General features: G+C 71.5%; 14 protein-coding genes and 1 tRNA gene. 5 read left to right on the top strand and 10 right to left on the bottom strand.

The window, feature by feature from the left end; translation table 11 throughout:
- Window positions 1-178: 178 nt before the first annotated feature.
- The 5 genes from AC559T_RS23970 to AC559T_RS23950 all read right to left on the bottom strand — a co-directional run bounded on the left by AC559T_RS23970 (window position 179) and on the right by AC559T_RS23950 (window position 4,879).
- Entirely contained in the window at window positions 179-883 is a 705-nt protein-coding gene (locus tag AC559T_RS23970) for a GAF domain-containing protein (RefSeq protein ID WP_498870182.1), read from the bottom strand.
- A 57-nt stretch (window positions 884-940) separates the two neighbouring features.
- On the bottom strand, window positions 941-1,330 hold the full coding sequence (locus AC559T_RS23965) for an anti-sigma-factor (RefSeq protein WP_498870181.1): 390 nt from the start codon (window positions 1,328-1,330) through the stop codon (window positions 941-943).
- Between the two features lie 35 nt (window positions 1,331-1,365).
- Complete coding sequence (locus AC559T_RS23960; RefSeq protein ID WP_071060879.1) at window positions 1,366-1,668, bottom strand: hypothetical protein; 303 nt, start codon at window positions 1,666-1,668, stop codon at window positions 1,366-1,368.
- 367 nt (window positions 1,669-2,035) lie between these two features.
- Window positions 2,036-2,938, bottom strand: a complete 903-nt coding sequence (locus AC559T_RS23955; RefSeq protein ID WP_071060878.1) for an LLM class F420-dependent oxidoreductase — start codon at window positions 2,936-2,938, stop codon at window positions 2,036-2,038.
- A 1,050-nt stretch (window positions 2,939-3,988) separates the two neighbouring features.
- The gene (locus AC559T_RS23950; RefSeq protein ID WP_498870180.1) at window positions 3,989-4,879 is read right to left on the bottom strand and encodes a class II glutamine amidotransferase; all 891 of its coding nucleotides are present in this window, start codon (window positions 4,877-4,879) and stop codon (window positions 3,989-3,991) included.
- A gap of 291 nt (window positions 4,880-5,170) precedes the next feature.
- On the opposite strand from AC559T_RS23950, the gene AC559T_RS23945 reads away from it, so the two are divergent.
- The gene (locus AC559T_RS23945) at window positions 5,171-6,145 is read left to right on the top strand and encodes a helix-turn-helix transcriptional regulator (protein ID WP_498870179.1); all 975 of its coding nucleotides are present in this window, start codon (window positions 5,171-5,173) and stop codon (window positions 6,143-6,145) included.
- 7 nt (window positions 6,146-6,152) lie between these two features.
- On the opposite strand, the gene AC559T_RS23940 is transcribed toward AC559T_RS23945, so the two are convergent.
- Window positions 6,153-6,926 (bottom strand): globin domain-containing protein, encoded by a 774-nt coding sequence (locus AC559T_RS23940; RefSeq protein WP_498870178.1) that lies wholly within the window; start codon window positions 6,924-6,926, stop codon window positions 6,153-6,155.
- Between the two features lie 148 nt (window positions 6,927-7,074).
- Between AC559T_RS23940 and AC559T_RS23935 the strand changes: the two genes are divergently transcribed.
- From AC559T_RS23935 to AC559T_RS23920, 4 genes are all read left to right on the top strand, one after another.
- Window positions 7,075-7,464, top strand: a complete 390-nt coding sequence (locus AC559T_RS23935) for a winged helix-turn-helix transcriptional regulator (RefSeq protein WP_112109007.1) — start codon at window positions 7,075-7,077, stop codon at window positions 7,462-7,464.
- A 25-nt stretch (window positions 7,465-7,489) separates the two neighbouring features.
- Complete coding sequence (locus AC559T_RS23930; protein WP_498870177.1) at window positions 7,490-8,530, top strand: SDR family oxidoreductase; 1,041 nt, start codon at window positions 7,490-7,492, stop codon at window positions 8,528-8,530.
- 182 nt (window positions 8,531-8,712) lie between these two features.
- The gene (locus AC559T_RS23925; protein ID WP_131622074.1) at window positions 8,713-10,608 is read left to right on the top strand and encodes a serine/threonine-protein kinase; all 1,896 of its coding nucleotides are present in this window, start codon (window positions 8,713-8,715) and stop codon (window positions 10,606-10,608) included.
- Window positions 10,609-10,785: 177 nt separating this feature from the next.
- Window positions 10,786-11,304, top strand: a complete 519-nt coding sequence (locus AC559T_RS23920) for an MTB12 C-terminal domain-containing protein (protein WP_498870176.1) — start codon at window positions 10,786-10,788, stop codon at window positions 11,302-11,304.
- Between the two features lie 122 nt (window positions 11,305-11,426).
- Here AC559T_RS23920 and AC559T_RS23915 read toward each other — a convergent pair whose 3' ends face one another.
- The 4 genes from AC559T_RS23915 to AC559T_RS23900 all read right to left on the bottom strand — a co-directional run bounded on the left by AC559T_RS23915 (window position 11,427) and on the right by AC559T_RS23900 (window position 15,854).
- A complete protein-coding gene (locus AC559T_RS23915; RefSeq protein WP_071060870.1) occupies window positions 11,427-11,753 on the bottom strand; it encodes an FKBP-type peptidyl-prolyl cis-trans isomerase in 327 nt (108 codons plus the stop codon).
- A gap of 695 nt (window positions 11,754-12,448) precedes the next feature.
- Window positions 12,449-12,519, bottom strand: a tRNA-Gly gene (locus tag AC559T_RS23910).
- 114 nt (window positions 12,520-12,633) lie between these two features.
- A complete protein-coding gene (locus AC559T_RS23905; protein ID WP_112105567.1) occupies window positions 12,634-15,036 on the bottom strand; it encodes a glycoside hydrolase family 65 protein in 2,403 nt (800 codons plus the stop codon).
- Window positions 15,033-15,854 carry an HAD family hydrolase gene (locus tag AC559T_RS23900; RefSeq protein WP_071060866.1) on the bottom strand — a complete coding sequence of 274 codons (822 nt, stop codon included), beginning with the start codon at window positions 15,852-15,854 and terminating at the stop codon, window positions 15,033-15,035. Before AC559T_RS23900 ends, AC559T_RS23905 begins: the two co-directional genes overlap by 4 nt.
- Window positions 15,855-15,880: the final 26 nt, after the last annotated feature.

Raw genomic sequence — 15,880 nt, 5'->3', positions numbered from 1 at the left:
AACCCGAAGCTTCCCCGCGGACAGTGAACAAGAACACGAGGCGCGGCAGCCATCGGGCTAACCCCCGGAAGCGGGGTCGAGACAGCCGCAGGCTTCGGGGAAACCGGGGGCCTCGGGCGACGACGGCCTCGCGGGCCTCGGAGCCGGACCCGCGGACCCAGAGCCGGACCCGCGGGTCTCAGAGCCGGACCCGCCCGGCGAGAATCTCCTCGGCCAGCTCGGACACCCGTAGGCGGCTGCTGCGCGCCGCGCGGCGCAGCCGTTCGAAGGCGGTGACGGCGTCCGTGTCCCAGACGGCCATCAGGTAGCCGACGGCCCGGTCAATGGGGACGCGGTAGTCGAGGGCGAACTGCAGCTGGCGGGCCAGCTTGGTGCTGCGGTCGGCGACCATACCGGCGAGCAGGATGCTCTCCAGCACCTGCCCGAACCGCTCGAGGGCCTCGCGCTCGGCGGAGGTCCACTCCCGGGGCGAGTCGTCGGCGACGTTCAACGTCCCGATCGGGCCGCCGCCCATCCGGATCGGCACGCCGAGGACCGCCCGCACCCCGCCGGCGAGCAGCCTGGGCCTGGCCTGCGGCCAGCGGGCCTCACCCGCGAGATCCGGGCTCACCACCAGCTCGTCCAGGACGAAGGACTCGACGCACGGGCCCTCGCCGAGCTCCTCCTGCACCTGTTCCAGCAGGCGCCCGCTGCTGTTGCTCGCGGCGACGCTGCGCAGGGCCCGGTCGGCGTCGACGACGAGGATGCCGGCGCCGTCGAGCCCGAAGACGTCGGTGATCGCGCGCACGGCCTCGGACAGCAGCTCACCGAGCTCTACCCGCTCGGGGACGAGGTGGTGCAGCCGGGTCAGGCTGGCGTCCAGGCGCGCCTTTTCGATCTCCATGTGTTCTCCCGCGACTGGCCGGAGGGCGCGGAGAGGCACCGTCGGCACGACCGCCGACTACACCCGCTCGGACGTGGTCAGCACGGCGTTCCAGGCTTCGGCGACGTCAGGGTAGAGCGGAACTCCAGGCGACGTGAGCAGCTCCACCATACGGTGCAGCAGCGGCCCCGCTCCGCTGAGCGCGACGGCGACCGCGCGGCGCTCCCCGGCGCGCCACAGCAGGTGCAGCACAGTGAGTCCGCGGACGTCGGCGAACACCCGGGACACGTCGAGCACCAGCCCCACAGGTCCCACAGGCCCGGGAGAGCGCGTACGCCGGGCGGCGACCGCGGTCAGCACGGCGTCGAGGGCGGCCCCGGCCGGCGCCTCGGTCGCCATGTCCAGGTCGCCGTCGAGCGCCGCCGTGGCACCCCACGGGTTCAGCCGTACCGTGATCTTCAGCGCCATGGGATCATCGAGAGCAACCAGGAAGCCCTCGGGGATCACCGGTCGACGCGCCCGGAACGCTCGGCGGGGTCGGAGACGTCATCCGGGCCCGCGCCGGCCGACGCCGGATCGGGCTCCTGACCTGGTTCACGCCGCCGCCGGTGGCGAGGTCCCACGTCGACCTGGCGACGTATCCGGCCGTCGAGCGCGGCCTCCCGCTCGGCCTCCACGCTCGAGCTGATCATCCCGAGCATCCGGGAGCGCTCGCCGACGTCCATGCCGGTCATCAGGCTGTCCAGCAGGCCGCCGCTCTCGCTCAGGAAGTTCGCGGGCCCACTCGCGGGCCCCGCCGCGGACACCTCGCAGGAGGCGTCCGCGGCGGCTCGGGGACGAGGTGCGCCCTCGGATCCATCGGGTTTACCGGCCGGGGCGGGAGTGGCCGGAACCTCGGCCGGGGCAGAAGGCGTGGGACGCGCCGAGGCATCGGCCGGACCAACCGGGGTTGGCGCCGCCGGTGTGCGGATTGCTCCCGTGCGGGCTGCTTCGTCGAGAAAAGAACGATCTGCGGGCATACGTCACACTCCGTGACAGGGCCGCAGACACAGGGCAGCACGAACTCGGTTCTGCGAAGGTACTACCTTCGCAGGCAAGACTGCCAGTGGATCTTTTTGGTGACCTCGGGGCCCCGAGGTCACCGCGAACCCGGCGGCCGCCTTTCCACCGCGGTCAGAGGCCGGTTCCGTGAGCTCCGGCGCCCGCCCGCGGCCTCAGGTCGAGCCCCGCGGCCAGGTCACGCCACTGCTCCCGCGGCAGCTCCCGGCTGCCGGTGAGGATCTGCGCGCAGACGTGATCCGCGCCGGCCGCGCGGTGCTCGTCCAGCCGTGCCCGGATGGTGTCCATGTCGCCCCACGCCACGAGGGCGTCGACCAGGCGGTCGCTGCCGCCGCCGGCCAGGTCGGCATCGGTGAAGCCGAGCCGCCGCAGGTTGTTCGTGTAGTTCGGCAGGTCCAGGTAGACCGCCAGCGCGGCCCGCCCGATCGCGCGGGCCCGGTCGGCGTCCGTCTCCAGGATGATCTTCTGCTCGGGCGCGAGCAGTGCGCCGCCGCCGAGGATCTCCCGTGCCATCCGGGTGTGTTCCGGTGTGACGAGGAAGGGGTGCGCCCCGGCTGCCCGCTGCGCGGCCAGGCCGAGCATGCGCGGCCCGAGCGCTGCCAGCACCCGCGCCGAGACGGGGATGCCCACCGCGTCGAGCGCGTCGAGGTAGGACAGGACGGCGCCGTAGGGGTGGTGGTAGCGGCGACCCGTCGTCGCCTCGACCCGCTTCGCGTGCCCGGTTCCCACCCCGAGCAGCAGGCGGCTGGGATGGGCCTTCTCCAACATGCCGTAGGTGTCGGCCAGCAGGTCGACCGGTTCGGTCCAGATGTTCAGGATCCCGGTGCCTACACACAGGTTCTCGGTGGACTCCAGCAGCGCCGCCGGTAGTTCCAGGTCCGCCGTCGCGCCGCCCAACCAGACCATCTCGTAGCCGAGCTCCTCGAGCTCCTGGGCGGTGTCGCGACGTTCGGCCGTGCCACGTGGCCACTGCCCGGCGGGCATCCAGAGCCCGGTCCTGGCGACATTTATGGTCACTCGTGATCCCTTCTCGCTGGTCACATCGTCGTCATCGACGTCGCGATCCGATCGGGTCCTCCTACCCGATGCCGCGGTCCTCCTCACGTCTCGACGTGGTCCTGATGGGTATGTCACCCCGGCGATTCGGGACGTCCGTCCCTTGTCCGTCCGAGCTGCCAGTCCGGGTTGTCCACTCTGTCCACCGCGGTCGCGGGTGTCGTCGCAGGTCGTCGATGTCTTTCATGTCGGTCAACGGCCGCCGGTGACACCAACGGCCGCGGATCCACGGTGTCCGGTGACGGGTGTTCCGGCTGGAAGCCGGAATCCCGGAGCTCAGGTGACCCCACCATCCGGCCATGCGGTGCGATGATTCATCCAGGCGATCGGCGCTTTCGGGCCGGCCAAGGCCTGAACTCCGGCGTTGCGTACTCGACCGGCCTTTACGTATTTGACTGATATAGCGCACTTGGCCGGTATTGCGTATCTGACCGGCTTTGCGTACTCGACGTTTCGGCAGTGCCGCCCCGGGATGACCGGGATGCCACCACGGCGGCGGTTCGAGCGGGGAGGGCCCTGAGTCGACCATAACCACGAGAGGGGACAATCGTCACGGCCGACGGGGACCGTGCGGCCCCCCCGCGGGACGTCGTCCGGCGAAACGGAAGCGAGTCATCCAGGTCGCGCCGCTCCCGCCCGGTGTCGACGGGCCCGCCCGGAAGTGGTGCTCACGCTGGCCCGATCGGGCCGTAGGCCGCCGTCTCCGGGTAGTGCCACGGCGCCCGCCCGATGCCCGCCCGGTGCTGTCCGCCGTCAACAGGCCGTCCACCGCCGGACGGGGCAGGCGGCGCGCGCCGGAGCCAGCTCGAAAAGCCTGCCCCACCAGGGATGCCGGTCTGGCGGGGCGGCCGGGTGGCGCGGGCGGGGGCCGCAGCTGTCCACAGCTCTCCACACACTTTCCACAAGTTATCCACAGGCTGTGGTGAAGTCATGGCCGGCACGCTCCCCGCCCCGGCCGCCCGCCCCGGCTGTGCCCGCTCAGACCGCTCCGAGCTCAGACCGTGCCCGCGCTCAGGCCGAGACCGGGAGGTCGGGGACGGCGGTCGTCTGCGACGCGGCCGCCTCGGGACGAAGGTCGTCGAGGGTCAGCGGATGCGCCGGCGGGCCGGCCACGACGATGCTGGACGTCACCTTGAGGTCCGGGCCGACGTGCAGCAGTTCCCCGCTGGCCATCAGCCGCCACCGTGGGTCCTCGTCCATCCGCTCGCTCTCGACGACCACCGCGGGGCGGGTCGTCAGGTCGACCGAGCGGACCCGGATCTCGCTGAACGGGCTGGCGTGATCCAGGTGACGGTTGTTACGCCCGCCCGGGGCCCGCTGGAGCACATGCAGACCATTCGTGTCGGGATACCGCAGCGCCCACAGATCGTCCCCGCTGGCCAGGATCATGTTGATCGAGTAGAGCGGCAGGTTCTCGGCGATCCAGTTCGCCGCGGCCGTGATGCCCGCCGCGACGTCGCCGTCCCGCGCCGCGATCTCGCGGGTGATCAGGGCGAAGTAGCGCTCCGAGTCGGTGTCGCCGAGCACGCCGGAGCATGTCGTGCCAAGCTCTGCGTCGAGCTTACCCAGCCCCTCGATGACCCCGTTGTGGGCGAAGATCCGACCATCCTGGACGAATGGGTGTGTGTTGCGGTCATCGACCCGCCCGGTCGAGGCGTGCCGCACATGCGCGACGAACGTCGACGACGTGACCTGCTGCGCCTCGCGGGCGAACGCCGTGTCGGCGCGGGAACGAATCGCCTGCCTGACCACCTCGGGCCGGCCTTCGTCGTCAAAGAAGCCGAAGCCCGCGCCGTCCGGGGGACGGCGGGTCTGGGCCCGCGGGCTGTCTGGCGCGTCCAGCAGCCAGAAGGTCGCCTGGATCCGCTCGCCGCCGCTGCTCATCGCGAACAGATGACACATATCAGACCTCCTCGCACCGCGACGGTCCCATCTCGGAAAGTGATGATCCACCACGCCCCAGACCGCGCATGTAGGGGAAGGTAGCTGACCGGTCAGGGTTCGTGGCGTCTTCTGGGCCATCCCCCCGATCCACGGGATCACGCCGGGCCCGGGAACGTGACATGTGTCCACTTGTGGCCTCATGCGGCCCTACCACTTTCCGGACAATCAACCGGATCAGTCGTAAAGCATCCGACGAGAAGCGGCCGATCGCGGACCGAAGCTGTCCGCTGGCCACGGCAGACTCGGGACATGCTCGAGACCTCGGCCCGCCTGCTCCGGCTGCTCTCGCTGCTGCAGACCCACCGAGACTGGTCCGGGGCGGACCTGGCCGACCGGCTCGGGGTCACCGCCCGCACCGTCCGGCGGGACGTCGACAAGCTGCGCAGCCTCGGCTACCCCGTGCACGCCGCACCCGGCACGGCCGGTGGCTACCGCCTCGGCGCGGGTGCCCAGCTGCCGCCCCTGCTGCTCGACGACGACGAGGCCGTCGCCGTCGCCGTGAGCCTGCGCACCGCCGCCGGCGGCTCGGTCGAGGGCATCGCCGAGTCCGCCATCCGTGCGCTGACGAAGCTCGAGCAGGTCCTGCCGACCCGGCTTCGGCACCGGGTGTTGGCGCTACACTCGGTCACAGTTTCCCTGCGTGGCACGAATCCCGCGGCCGTCGACCCGGACGTCCTGATGGCCGTGGCGACCGCCTGCCGCGAGAACCAGCAGCTGCGGTTCGACTACCGCGACCACAACGGGACACCGACCGCGCGGATCGCCGAACCGCACACCCTCGTCCACACCGGGTGGCGCTGGTACCTCATCGCCTGGGACGTCGGCCGTGGCGCCTGGCGCAACTTCCGCCTCGACCGCATCGCGCCGAAGACCCCGACCGGCCCGAGGTTCACCCCCCGGGACCCACCCGCGGACGACATCCAGGCGTACACGTCCTGGTCGGTCTCCACCGCCGGGTACCGGTACCAGGCCCGCGTGCGCTACCACGCACCCGCCGGGGTGATCGCCGCCTCGCTCAGCCCGACCTCCGCCGTGATCGAGGCACTCGACGACGAGAGCTGCCTGGTCCGGACGGGTTCCAACTCGCTGGACGCGCTCGCGATCTACCTCAGCCTCGTCGACGCGGACTTCGACGTGCTCGAACCGCCCGAGCTCGTCGACCGCGTCCGCGAGCTTGCCGGCCGGCTCGCGCGAGCGGCACCGCCGCCACCACCCACCGACTGAAAGCGGCTCAGGATGGCTGCCAGGGCGGCGCTACGCCCCAGCCCCAACGCGGAACCGGCGCGTGCGGCATGGGTGTGGCGCCGGGCGTGGAGTTCTCGACGGCGAGGCGGGTGCCCCATTCGACATAGCCCATGAACGCCGCCCGGAACTCGGGATCGCCCGGCAGCCCGACCTCGTCCGCCGCGTCGACGAGCAGGCTCACCCACCGTCGGCGCTGCGGCTCGGTGATGGCCCTGCCGACGTGGTGGGCGAGCATGTTCTCGTACCCGCCGCGTTTCTCGGTGTACTCGGCCGGGCCACCGAAAACCTCGCCGAGCCACATCGCCACGTGGTGGGCGTGCGCCGGATTCATGCCCGCGAACAGCGGCGCGAGAAGGTCGTCCTCGACGACGGTCTCGTAGAAACGGGTAAGGAGCCGCTCGAAGGCCTCGGCGCCGCCGGCCCATTCGTAAAGGGTGGGCGGCTCGGGTGCTCCCCCGCCCCGCCCGGCGACCGCCGTGGGAGAATAGTGCTGCATCTCCTCGATGTGTTCGACGTACGGCCCGATCTGCGCCAGGAACTCACGGAACTCCGCGCTCCGCCGGAAGCCGTCCAGATGACCGGCGACCGAATCCCACTGAATGCGCAGGATGTACTGGACGTTCGTCTCGACGCAGCGGGTGAGCTCGAACGACAGGCAGTTCCGCGACCGCTCGAGCACCGCTGCGGCTCGCGAATACGCCTTCTCGAACTCGTCAGTACTGTGTTCCGGTATCCGGTATCGGATGTACTCAACGATCACAGCCGGATCACCTTTTCACCTCCGGCGACTGGGGAGAACCCGAAACTATCAGCGGGAAACCTGGCATAGGCGATCCGCGGGGTACGCACAAAAAAGTGCGTACCATGCGGGCACGGCGTCCCGCGAGGAGTGGTGAGGAGTGGTGACGATGTCCCCGGACACGCCCCAGCCCCCGGGCACGGCGCGGCCCGGCCGCAGCTATCACTGCCACGTCGAGGTCACGGTCGACGTCATCGGCGGGAAGTGGACGCCGGTCGTCCTCGCCCATCTGAAGGAACACGACCGGCTACGGTTCGCACAGCTGCGCCGGCTCATCCCCGACATCACCGAGAAGATGCTGGCGCAGCGGCTGCGGGAGCTCGAGGCGATCCAAATCGTCGACCGGATACCCGTCAGCACGGCACCGCCGCACGTCGAGTACGCGCTGACGGCGCAGGGCCGGTCCCTCGGCCCGGTGCTGCAGGCGATGTGGGAGTGGGGCCGGGACTGGGCGGCCACGAACCGGCTCGCCGTCGATCCGGTCCAGTTCCGCCACTGACCCGCCCGCTGGCATATTCGGGCCCATGTCCGCGCAGGCGACACCACCCGCGACGGTCCGCACGGCGGCCGCGGCGGTCCGCACGCCCTGGGCTCCCGACAGGAGCGCCCTTCGCGGGCGCGTGGCCGTCGTCGCCGGTGCCACCCGCGGCGCGGGTCGCGGGATCGCGGCGGCCCTCGGTGAGGCCGGCGCCACCGTCATCTGCACCGGCCGCAGCAGCAGGACGGGCGTCCTGCGCTCCGACTACGACCGCGCCGAGACGATCGAGGAGACCGCGGAGCTCGTCACCGGGCTCGGTGGTGCCGGCATCGCCGTCCCCGTCGACCATCTGGACCCGGAGCAGGTGCGGCGGCTCGCCGACCGCGTCCGCGCCGAGCACGGGCACCTAGACGTGCTCGTCAACGACATCTGGGGCGGCGAGGTCCTCAAGGGCGGGCCGAGCGAGTGGGACACGCCGGTCTGGGAACACGGCCTCGACCGCGGGATGCGCATCCTGCGGCTCGCCGTGGACACCCACCTGATCACCTCCCACCACCTGCTCCCGCTGCTGATCGACCGCCCGGGCGGGCTGGTCGTCGAGGTGACCGACGGGACGACGGACTACAACGCGGCCAACTACCGGATCTCCGTGTACTACGACCTCGCCAAGGTCGCCGTGAACCGGCTCGCCTTCTCGCAGGGCCACGAGATCGCCCCGCACGGCGGGACCGCCGTCGCCGTCACGCCCGGCTGGCTGCGCTCGGAGATGATGCTCGAGGCGTTCGGCGTCACCGAGGAGACCTGGCGCGACGCCCTCGCCCCGCCCGACAGCGCCTCGACCGGCGGTGCTCCGCCGGACTTCGCGTTCTCCGAGTCGCCGCGTTATGTCGGGCGCGCCGTCGCCGCGCTGGCCGCCGATCCGGGACGGGCCCGCTGGAACCAGCGCTCGGTGACCTCCGGCCAGCTCGCGGCCGAGTACGGCTTCACCGACGTCGACGGGTCACAACCGGACATCTGGCCGCGCCTGGAACGTCCGGCGGAAGCCCCGGCGCCGGCGGCCGGTCAGGAGCCGCACGCGCCCCGGTAGCGCGTCCCGGGGCTCCACCCTCCGCTGGCCGCCCGCTGACCGGCCAATATGATGAAGATCGGCATTTTCCGATGATCTCGACCGGTTTCTGCAGTCTCGACTGGTTTTGACGATCTTCATCCGGTTCCGGCGGTCTCAGCCGGCATGCCGGAACCGAAGCGGGCCGGCATCCGGAGGGCATGATGCGCAGCACGCCACCGAGGACGGTGGGAAGCGACCCGCACCCGCCGCCATCCGGTGGCCACGCACCGCAACCCGCGTCCCTCCCACCCGAGACGCCGACACGCGGGACGTCGGCGGCGGGCGGAACGTTCACCCGTGCCTGGGACGCCGTCTTCACCCCGCTCACCGCGCACGACCCGGACGAGATCAGCGGCTACCCGCTGCGGGCCCGGATCGGCGAGGGCGGCATGGGCGCCGTGTACCTCTCGCACACCCCCGGCGGACGACCGCTCGCGGTCAAGGTGGTCCGTCCGGAGTTCGCCGCCGACCCCGACTTCCGCGCCCGGTTCGCGAAAGAGGTCGCGATCGCACAGCGGGTGCAGGGCCCCTACACGGTTCCGGTCATCGACGCCGATCCCGACGCGGTGCGCCCGTGGATCGCCACGGCCTACGTCCCCGCCCCGTCGCTCGCGATAGCCGTGGCACGGACGGGTGCGCTGCCCGCCACGACCGTCCTGATGCTGATCGCGGGTGTCGCGGAGGCCCTGCAGTCCATTCACCGGGTCGGGGTGATCCACCGCGACCTGAAACCAGGAAACGTCATTCTCGCGGCGGACGGCCCGCGCGTCATCGACTTCGGTGTCGCGCGCGCCCTCGACGCCGCGACGGCCGCGATGACACAGACCGGAGCGCGCCTCGGAACACCCGCCTTCATGGCTCCCGAACAGGTTCGCGGGGCGCAGCTCGACCGATCCGGTGACATTTTCGCCCTCGGGGCCACCGCCTACTACGCCCTGACCGGCCGGCCGCCGTTCGGCGTCGACGCCGCCGTCTTCCACCGCATCGAGCACCAGCAGCCCGACTGGGATGGCTGCCCGCCGCAGGTACGCGACGTTCTGGCCCACTGCCTGGAGAAGGACCCCGCGCGCCGGCCGACCCCCACCGAGCTGATCGAGCTCTGCCGACTGATCGCCCCGATCGACCGGCTGACCTCGGACGAACAGTTGACCACCGGCGCGGGGTGGCTGCCCCCCACCGTCGCCGCCGAGGTAACCCGCTACCACCTCGCCCCGCTGCCCACCCCACCCCCGACTCCAGCTCCAGCTCCGTCCCCGGCCTTCACCGAACCGCCTACCGCCGCCCCCGCCGGAGCCGGCGGCATCCCAGCGGCCGGCGGCGTCGCGGCGGGTGGGGCACCGCGCCGGTCCGGCCACGGCCGCCGTCCCTGGCTGGTCGGCGCGATCGGCGCGGTCGCGTTCGTCGTGGTCTGCGCGCTCGCCGCCGTGCTGCTCACCCGCTCCGACGAGCCGTCGCCCTCCACGCCCATGGTCGCCTCGGCCGTGAACGGGCCCACGGCGGACCCCGCCAGGCCGCCCTTCGATCCGAAGGCGGGCCTCCCCGGTCCGGTGGCGCCCGGGCCGGGCCTGCCCGTTCCCGGCACCCCACCGGGTGGGCTGGGAGCCGGCGCGCCCGGTTCACCGCCCGCGGGCGCGGGCGGCCCCGCGACTCCCCTCACCCCACCGCCGGCCGCGACCACGCCGGGAGCGACCGCGCCACAGGCACCGGCCCCCACCCCGAAACCGGCGCCGTCCAGCACGGCCGTGAGCGGATGCCCCGGCAGCCCGAGCCACGGCTACAACGGCGACGGGTACGGCGTGCTGACCGAGGCCTCCTCGCTGCGCAGCGGGCCGTACGCGGCATGCGGCGCGGTCGCGAGCCTGGCCAAGGGCAAGAAGGTCTGGCTGCACTGCAGCGTCGTCAACGGCCACAACAACCTGTGGTGGTGGGCCCGCCTGGACGGCTCCACCACCGCCGGCTGGATCTACGACGGAAGCCTCAAGCTCAGCTACGTCGACGACAACGACGACGGCAGGACGCGGATCTACAGCTGCGACGGCACGTACGTCAACCGCTGACACCACTCGCCACTCCGCACAGCACCGCGCGCTGTCCGCCGGCAGGCGAATCGCTGTTCACGGTGCACATCCAGGCGATCGTCCCTGCCCCAGGAGATTCCGCCCGTTTCGCGTCAACCTGACCGGACATGCCGGCATCTATCCGAATGCGGCAACCACGCCGCAGAGGAGGACTCGATGACGATGTCCGATCGACCGGGCCGACGCCCGGCCGGCAACGGAACCACCCGCACGCGCCGGAGGCGGCACCTGGCCGCACTGACGCTCCTGGTCGCCGCGGTCTCGGCCATGATCCCCGCGCAGGCGGCCCTGGCCGGGGGAAACGGACCCCAGCCGTTCGTCCGCGCCCGGGCGGAGGCCGCCGTCAAGGCGGCCTACGCGCAGGCGTTCACCGGCGGCCAGGACCCGGCGCACAGCCTCGCCGCGGTCGAGGACGGCCCGGACCTGGCTGACACCCTCGCGCAGGCGATACAGAACTTCCCCGAGGCGACACACACCGCCGCTGTGACCACGAGCGACATCGTCTTCACCGACCCGCGGCACGCGGCGCTTCGTTTCCGCATCGCCTACCAGGGCGGGATCGACTTCGGGGAGCAGAACGGTAACGCCCTGATCGTCGATGGCGAGTGGAAGGTCAGCCGCGGCACCTACTGCATGGTCATGGGATGGGCCGGCGCCACCTGCCCATCACCGTGACCTGCACATCACCGTGAGCTGCCCATCTCCCTGACGCGGCTCTCGGCCGCCAGGTGGAACGCGGCCGGCGGCGGCCCGCGCGGGCTGCCGCCGGTCCGCGCGCTCCCAGCTCTGTCACCAGGTCAGTTGATGGCGAGAAGCTCCACCTCGAAGAGGAGGTCGGAGTTCGGCGGGATGACGGGCGGGAAACCGCCGGGGCCGTACCCGTAGTCGGGCGTGATGGTGAGCACGGCCTTCTCACCGAGGGAAAGCTGGGGAACCCCCTCGTCCCATCCCTTGATGACCCTGCCGACACCGATCTCGGTGACGAACGGCGCGCCCCGGTCACGGGACGAGTCGAACTGCCGGCCGTCACGCAGGGTGCCGACGTAGTGAATCGTCACCCGGTCCCCCTTCTTGGGGAAAGTCTTGCCGTCTCCCTGCGAGAGGGTTTCAATCGAAACGCCCATGCGATCAGCCTTTCCTCGATGGTGGGACGTGTGCCTGCGCCGGCAGGCTCCCCCGGCTGGAACCGGGCAAACTGCCACCGCGGACCGCCGCTCCCCCGCGGACAGGAACCGGGGGTGCCCCGGAAGTATGTCAGCGCACGCCACAGCATCATCGGTGCCGGTCGGTGAGGCGGAACGCTGGGACGGCGTGGCCCTGCCGTCCGGTCGTCCGGTGCGCAGCCATAGGATCACTCATCGTGCCGGGGGAAACGGGCGGTTTCGCGATGGTCTCCGATAAGCATCACCGGAGGCCGGGCGCCCGATCATGATGATTGACCGAGCGCGGGTGGCGGCGGCGCTGCCCGGCTACGAGCTGGGCGACGTAGGTCCTCGCGATGTTCGCGCACGAGGCGCCGCTCGACGCCGACAGCTTCTTCGCTGACCTCGACGCCGTCGTCGACCAGGGGCTTCCCGGTGAGTGAACGTGCCTGAACGGCTCAGCCGAAGGTAGCTCGACACGAACGATCCTGTTGAACGTGCCGCGAGGATCGGACGACTGCAGCGCACCGAGGCAGGACCCACCCCCAAGAGGGAGAACCACCCCCACCAGCCAACCAGGCCCGCCGCTCGGGGGCTTCGGGGGTCGCCCCCCGAAAAAAACAACGGCCCCCCGGGAAGCCGCCCCCCAGGGGCGGCAACCACAGCGAACCGGCTCGAGCGGGCGACGGGAATCGAACCCGCGTTGCAAGCTTGGGAAGCTCGTGTTCTGCCTCTGAACTACGCCCGCATGGTGCTACCGCATCTTACTGGACTCGGGCGGCACGTGTTCCACCGCCACCCCCGGACTTCGCGCTCAGGCTGGTCCGCCCCGGTCTGTCACCCTGGTCGGCCCACGGCCCGGTCACCCGTCGACGGGGTGGACGTCGGCCGCGCGGGTGACCTCGGTGCCGTTGCCCTGGTGCAGGAACCGCAGCGGCTCCCGGCCGGCGGGCTGCCTCGGGCGTTCCTGTGCCGGCACCGGTGGGACGTCCAGTTTGCAGGGCTGGTCGGGTGAGACGCGGACCTTCTCGCCGTGGTGCAGAATCGTGATCGCCTCGCCCTCGAGCACCGTGTAGGTGGCGGACGAGTCGACCACCTCGACGCGGAGCTGGCGGGAGCGCACGCGCAGGCCGAAGGCGAGCCGGCTGAGGCCTTCGGGCAGGCGGGGGCTGAAGGAGAGCAGCTCACCGGTGTCACGCAGCCCGCCGAAGCCCTCGACGAGCGCGATCCAGCTGCCGGCCAGCGAGGCCATGTGCAGGCCGTCGCCGGTGTTGTGCTCGATGTCCTTCAGGTCCATGAAGGCAGCTTCGCGCAGGTAGTCGTGCGCGAGGGACATGTGACCGCATTCGGCTGCCATGACGGCCTGGCAGCAGGCGGAAAGCGACGAGTCGCGGACGGTGAGCGCCTCGTAGTAGGCGAAGTTGCGCGCCTTCTGCTCGGCGGTGAACGCGTCGCCGCGGCGCTGCATCGCCAGTACCAGGTCGGCCTGTTTCACGACCTGCTTGCGGTAGAGGTCGAAGTAGGTGAAGTGGAGCAGCAGCGGATACTGCTCCGGCCTGGTCTGTTCGAAGTCCCACACCTGGTGCTCGGTGAATCCCTCGGACTGCGGGTGGACCCCGAGGCGTTTGTCGAACGGGATGAACATGTCCTCGGCGGCGTCGCGCCAGCTCGCGGCGGTCTCCGCGTCGACCCCGAAGGCCCGGGCGTGTTCGGGATGGCGCCGGACGGCGTCGGCCGCCCCGACGAGGTTCCGCTGGGCCATCAGGTTGGTGTAGACGTTGTTGTCGGCGAGCGCGGAGTACTCGTCCGGGCCGGTCACACCGTCTATGCGGAAACGGCCGGAGAGGTCGTGGTGGCCGAGGGAACGCCACAGCCGCGCCGTCTCGATGAGGATCTCCAGACCCACCTCGAGCTCGAACTGCTCGTCCTCGGTGGCCCACAGGTAGCGCAGGACGGCGTCGGCGATGTCGGCGTTGACGTGGTAGGCCGCCGTCCCGGCGGGCCAGTAGCCGGAGCATTCCTCGCCGTGGATGGTGCGCCAGGGGTAGGCCGCGCCGTCGAGGTTGAGTAGTTGGGCACGCTCGCGGGCCAGCGGGAGGATCGAGTGCCGCCAGCGCAGCGCGTCGGCGGCGGCGGCCGGCACGGTGTAGGTGAGGACGGGCAGGACGTAGCTCTCTGTGTCCCAGAAGGCGTGACCGTCGTACCCGGGGCCGGTGAGCCCCTTCGCGGGGATGGCCCGGCGCTCGGCCCGCGCGCCGGCCTGCAGGACGTGGAAGAGCGCGAACCGGACGGCCTGCTGCACCTCGGCGTCCCCGTCGACCTCGACGTCGGACCGGCGCCAGAAGTCCGCCAGATACTCGCGCTGCTCGGCGACGAGGCCGTCCCAGCCGGTCTGGCGGGCGGCGACGAGGGCGGCGGTGGCCTGGTCGCGCAGCGCCGGCAGGGAGCGCTGCTCGGACCAGCCGTAGGCGAGGAACTTGACCATCCGCAGGGTCTCGCCCGGCTTGAGGACGGCCGTCGCGGTGACCCAGCCGGTGTTGGGCTCGCTCTCCGAGGTGACACCGAGCGAACGCGGGCCGTCGAAGATGTGGTCCATCGCCGCGGCGACCCGGATGTCGCTGTGCCGGGTGCGGTGGACGAGCTCGACCATGGTCTCGCGGGCGCGGTGCCGTTCGGAGATGAGCGGCGACTCCAGGACGGCGGCGGCGCGCGGGTCGCCCCTGCGCCCCGGAAGCTGCTCGTTGGCGACCAGCTCGGACTGGATGACGACCCGCGCGGTGTCGCCCACCGGTTCGATCTCGTAGTGGATCGCGGCGGCGGAGCGCTGGGAGAAGGAGATGAGACGCTGGGTGCGGATCCTGACCCGCTGCCCGGCCGGGGAGACCCAGTCGGCCTCCCGGCGCAGCACCCCCTCGCGGAAGTCGATCGTGCGGGTGTGCGCGAGAAGGTCCCCGTAGCGGACGTCGAACGGCTCGTCGTCGACCAGCAGGCGGACGATCTTGCCGTTCGTGACGTTGATGACCGTCTGCCCGGACTCGGGGTATCCGTATCCCGCCTCGGCGTACGGAAGCGGCCGCAGCTCGTGGACGGAGTTCAGGTAGGTACCGGGCAGCCCGTGCGGATCGCCCTCGTCGAGGTTCCCGCGCATGCCCACGTGCCCGTTGGACAGCGAGAACAGCGACTCGGAGCGGGCCAGGTCGTCGATGTCGAGCCCGTGCTCGGTCAGCGACCAGGACTCGATGGGGTAGGAGGGCCTGCCGATCACGCGTCGCCCCCACCGGTGGCCGGGCCGGCAGACGCGGAGCCGCCAGACGCGGAGCCAGCGGAGGCCGGGCCGGTCGAACCTCCACCGAGCAGTTCGGCGAGGTCCTCGACCACCCGGTCGGCGCCGTTGCCGCGCAGCGCCTCGGCGTGGCCGACCCGGTCGACCCCCACCACGTAGCCGAAGCCACCGGCCCGGCCCGCCTGCACCCCGGCGATGGCGTCCTCGAAGACGGCGGCGGCGCCGGGGGCCACCCCCAGCGCCTCGGCACCGGCCAGGAAGGTGTCGGGGGCCGGCTTGCCGGCCAGGCCGCGCTCCTCGGCGACCAGGCCGTCGACCCGCGCCAGCAGCAGGTGCTCGATGCCGGCGGCCCGCACCACCTCGGCGCAGTTCGCACTGGACGACACGACCGCACGCGGCACGCCGGCACGCTCGAGCTCCTCCAGGTAGCGGACGGAGCCGGCGAACACCTCCACGCCCATCTCCTTCAGCTTCTCCAGAAGCAGGATGTTCTTCCGGGTGGCGAGCGCCTGGATCGTCATCCCGGACGGCGGGTCGCCGGGCACTCCGGGCGGGAGGTGGATGCCCCTGGAGTCCAGGAACGCGCGCACGCCGTCGGCGCGCGGGCGGCCGTCCACATGGTCGGCGTAGTCGGTGGCGATGTCGAAGGGGACGAACGGGTCACCGGACCGCCTAGCCCAGTTCTCGAGGAAGTCGTCGAACATCTCCTTCCACGCCGCGGCGTGGACGGCGGCGGTACGGGTCAGTACCCCGTCCAGGTCGAACAGGCATGCCTCGATGTGATCCGGTAGCCCCAGCATCGGTCCCCATCCTGGATCGTCGTCCG

Origin of the sequence: Frankia sp. Hr75.2 (genome assembly GCF_949319125.1) — a bacterium.
Taxonomy (GTDB): Bacteria; Actinomycetota; Actinomycetes; order Frankiales; family Frankiaceae; genus Parafrankia; species Parafrankia soli.
The sequence above is the reverse complement of the archived record's forward strand: the minus strand, read 5'-3'. Positions and strand labels throughout refer to the sequence as shown.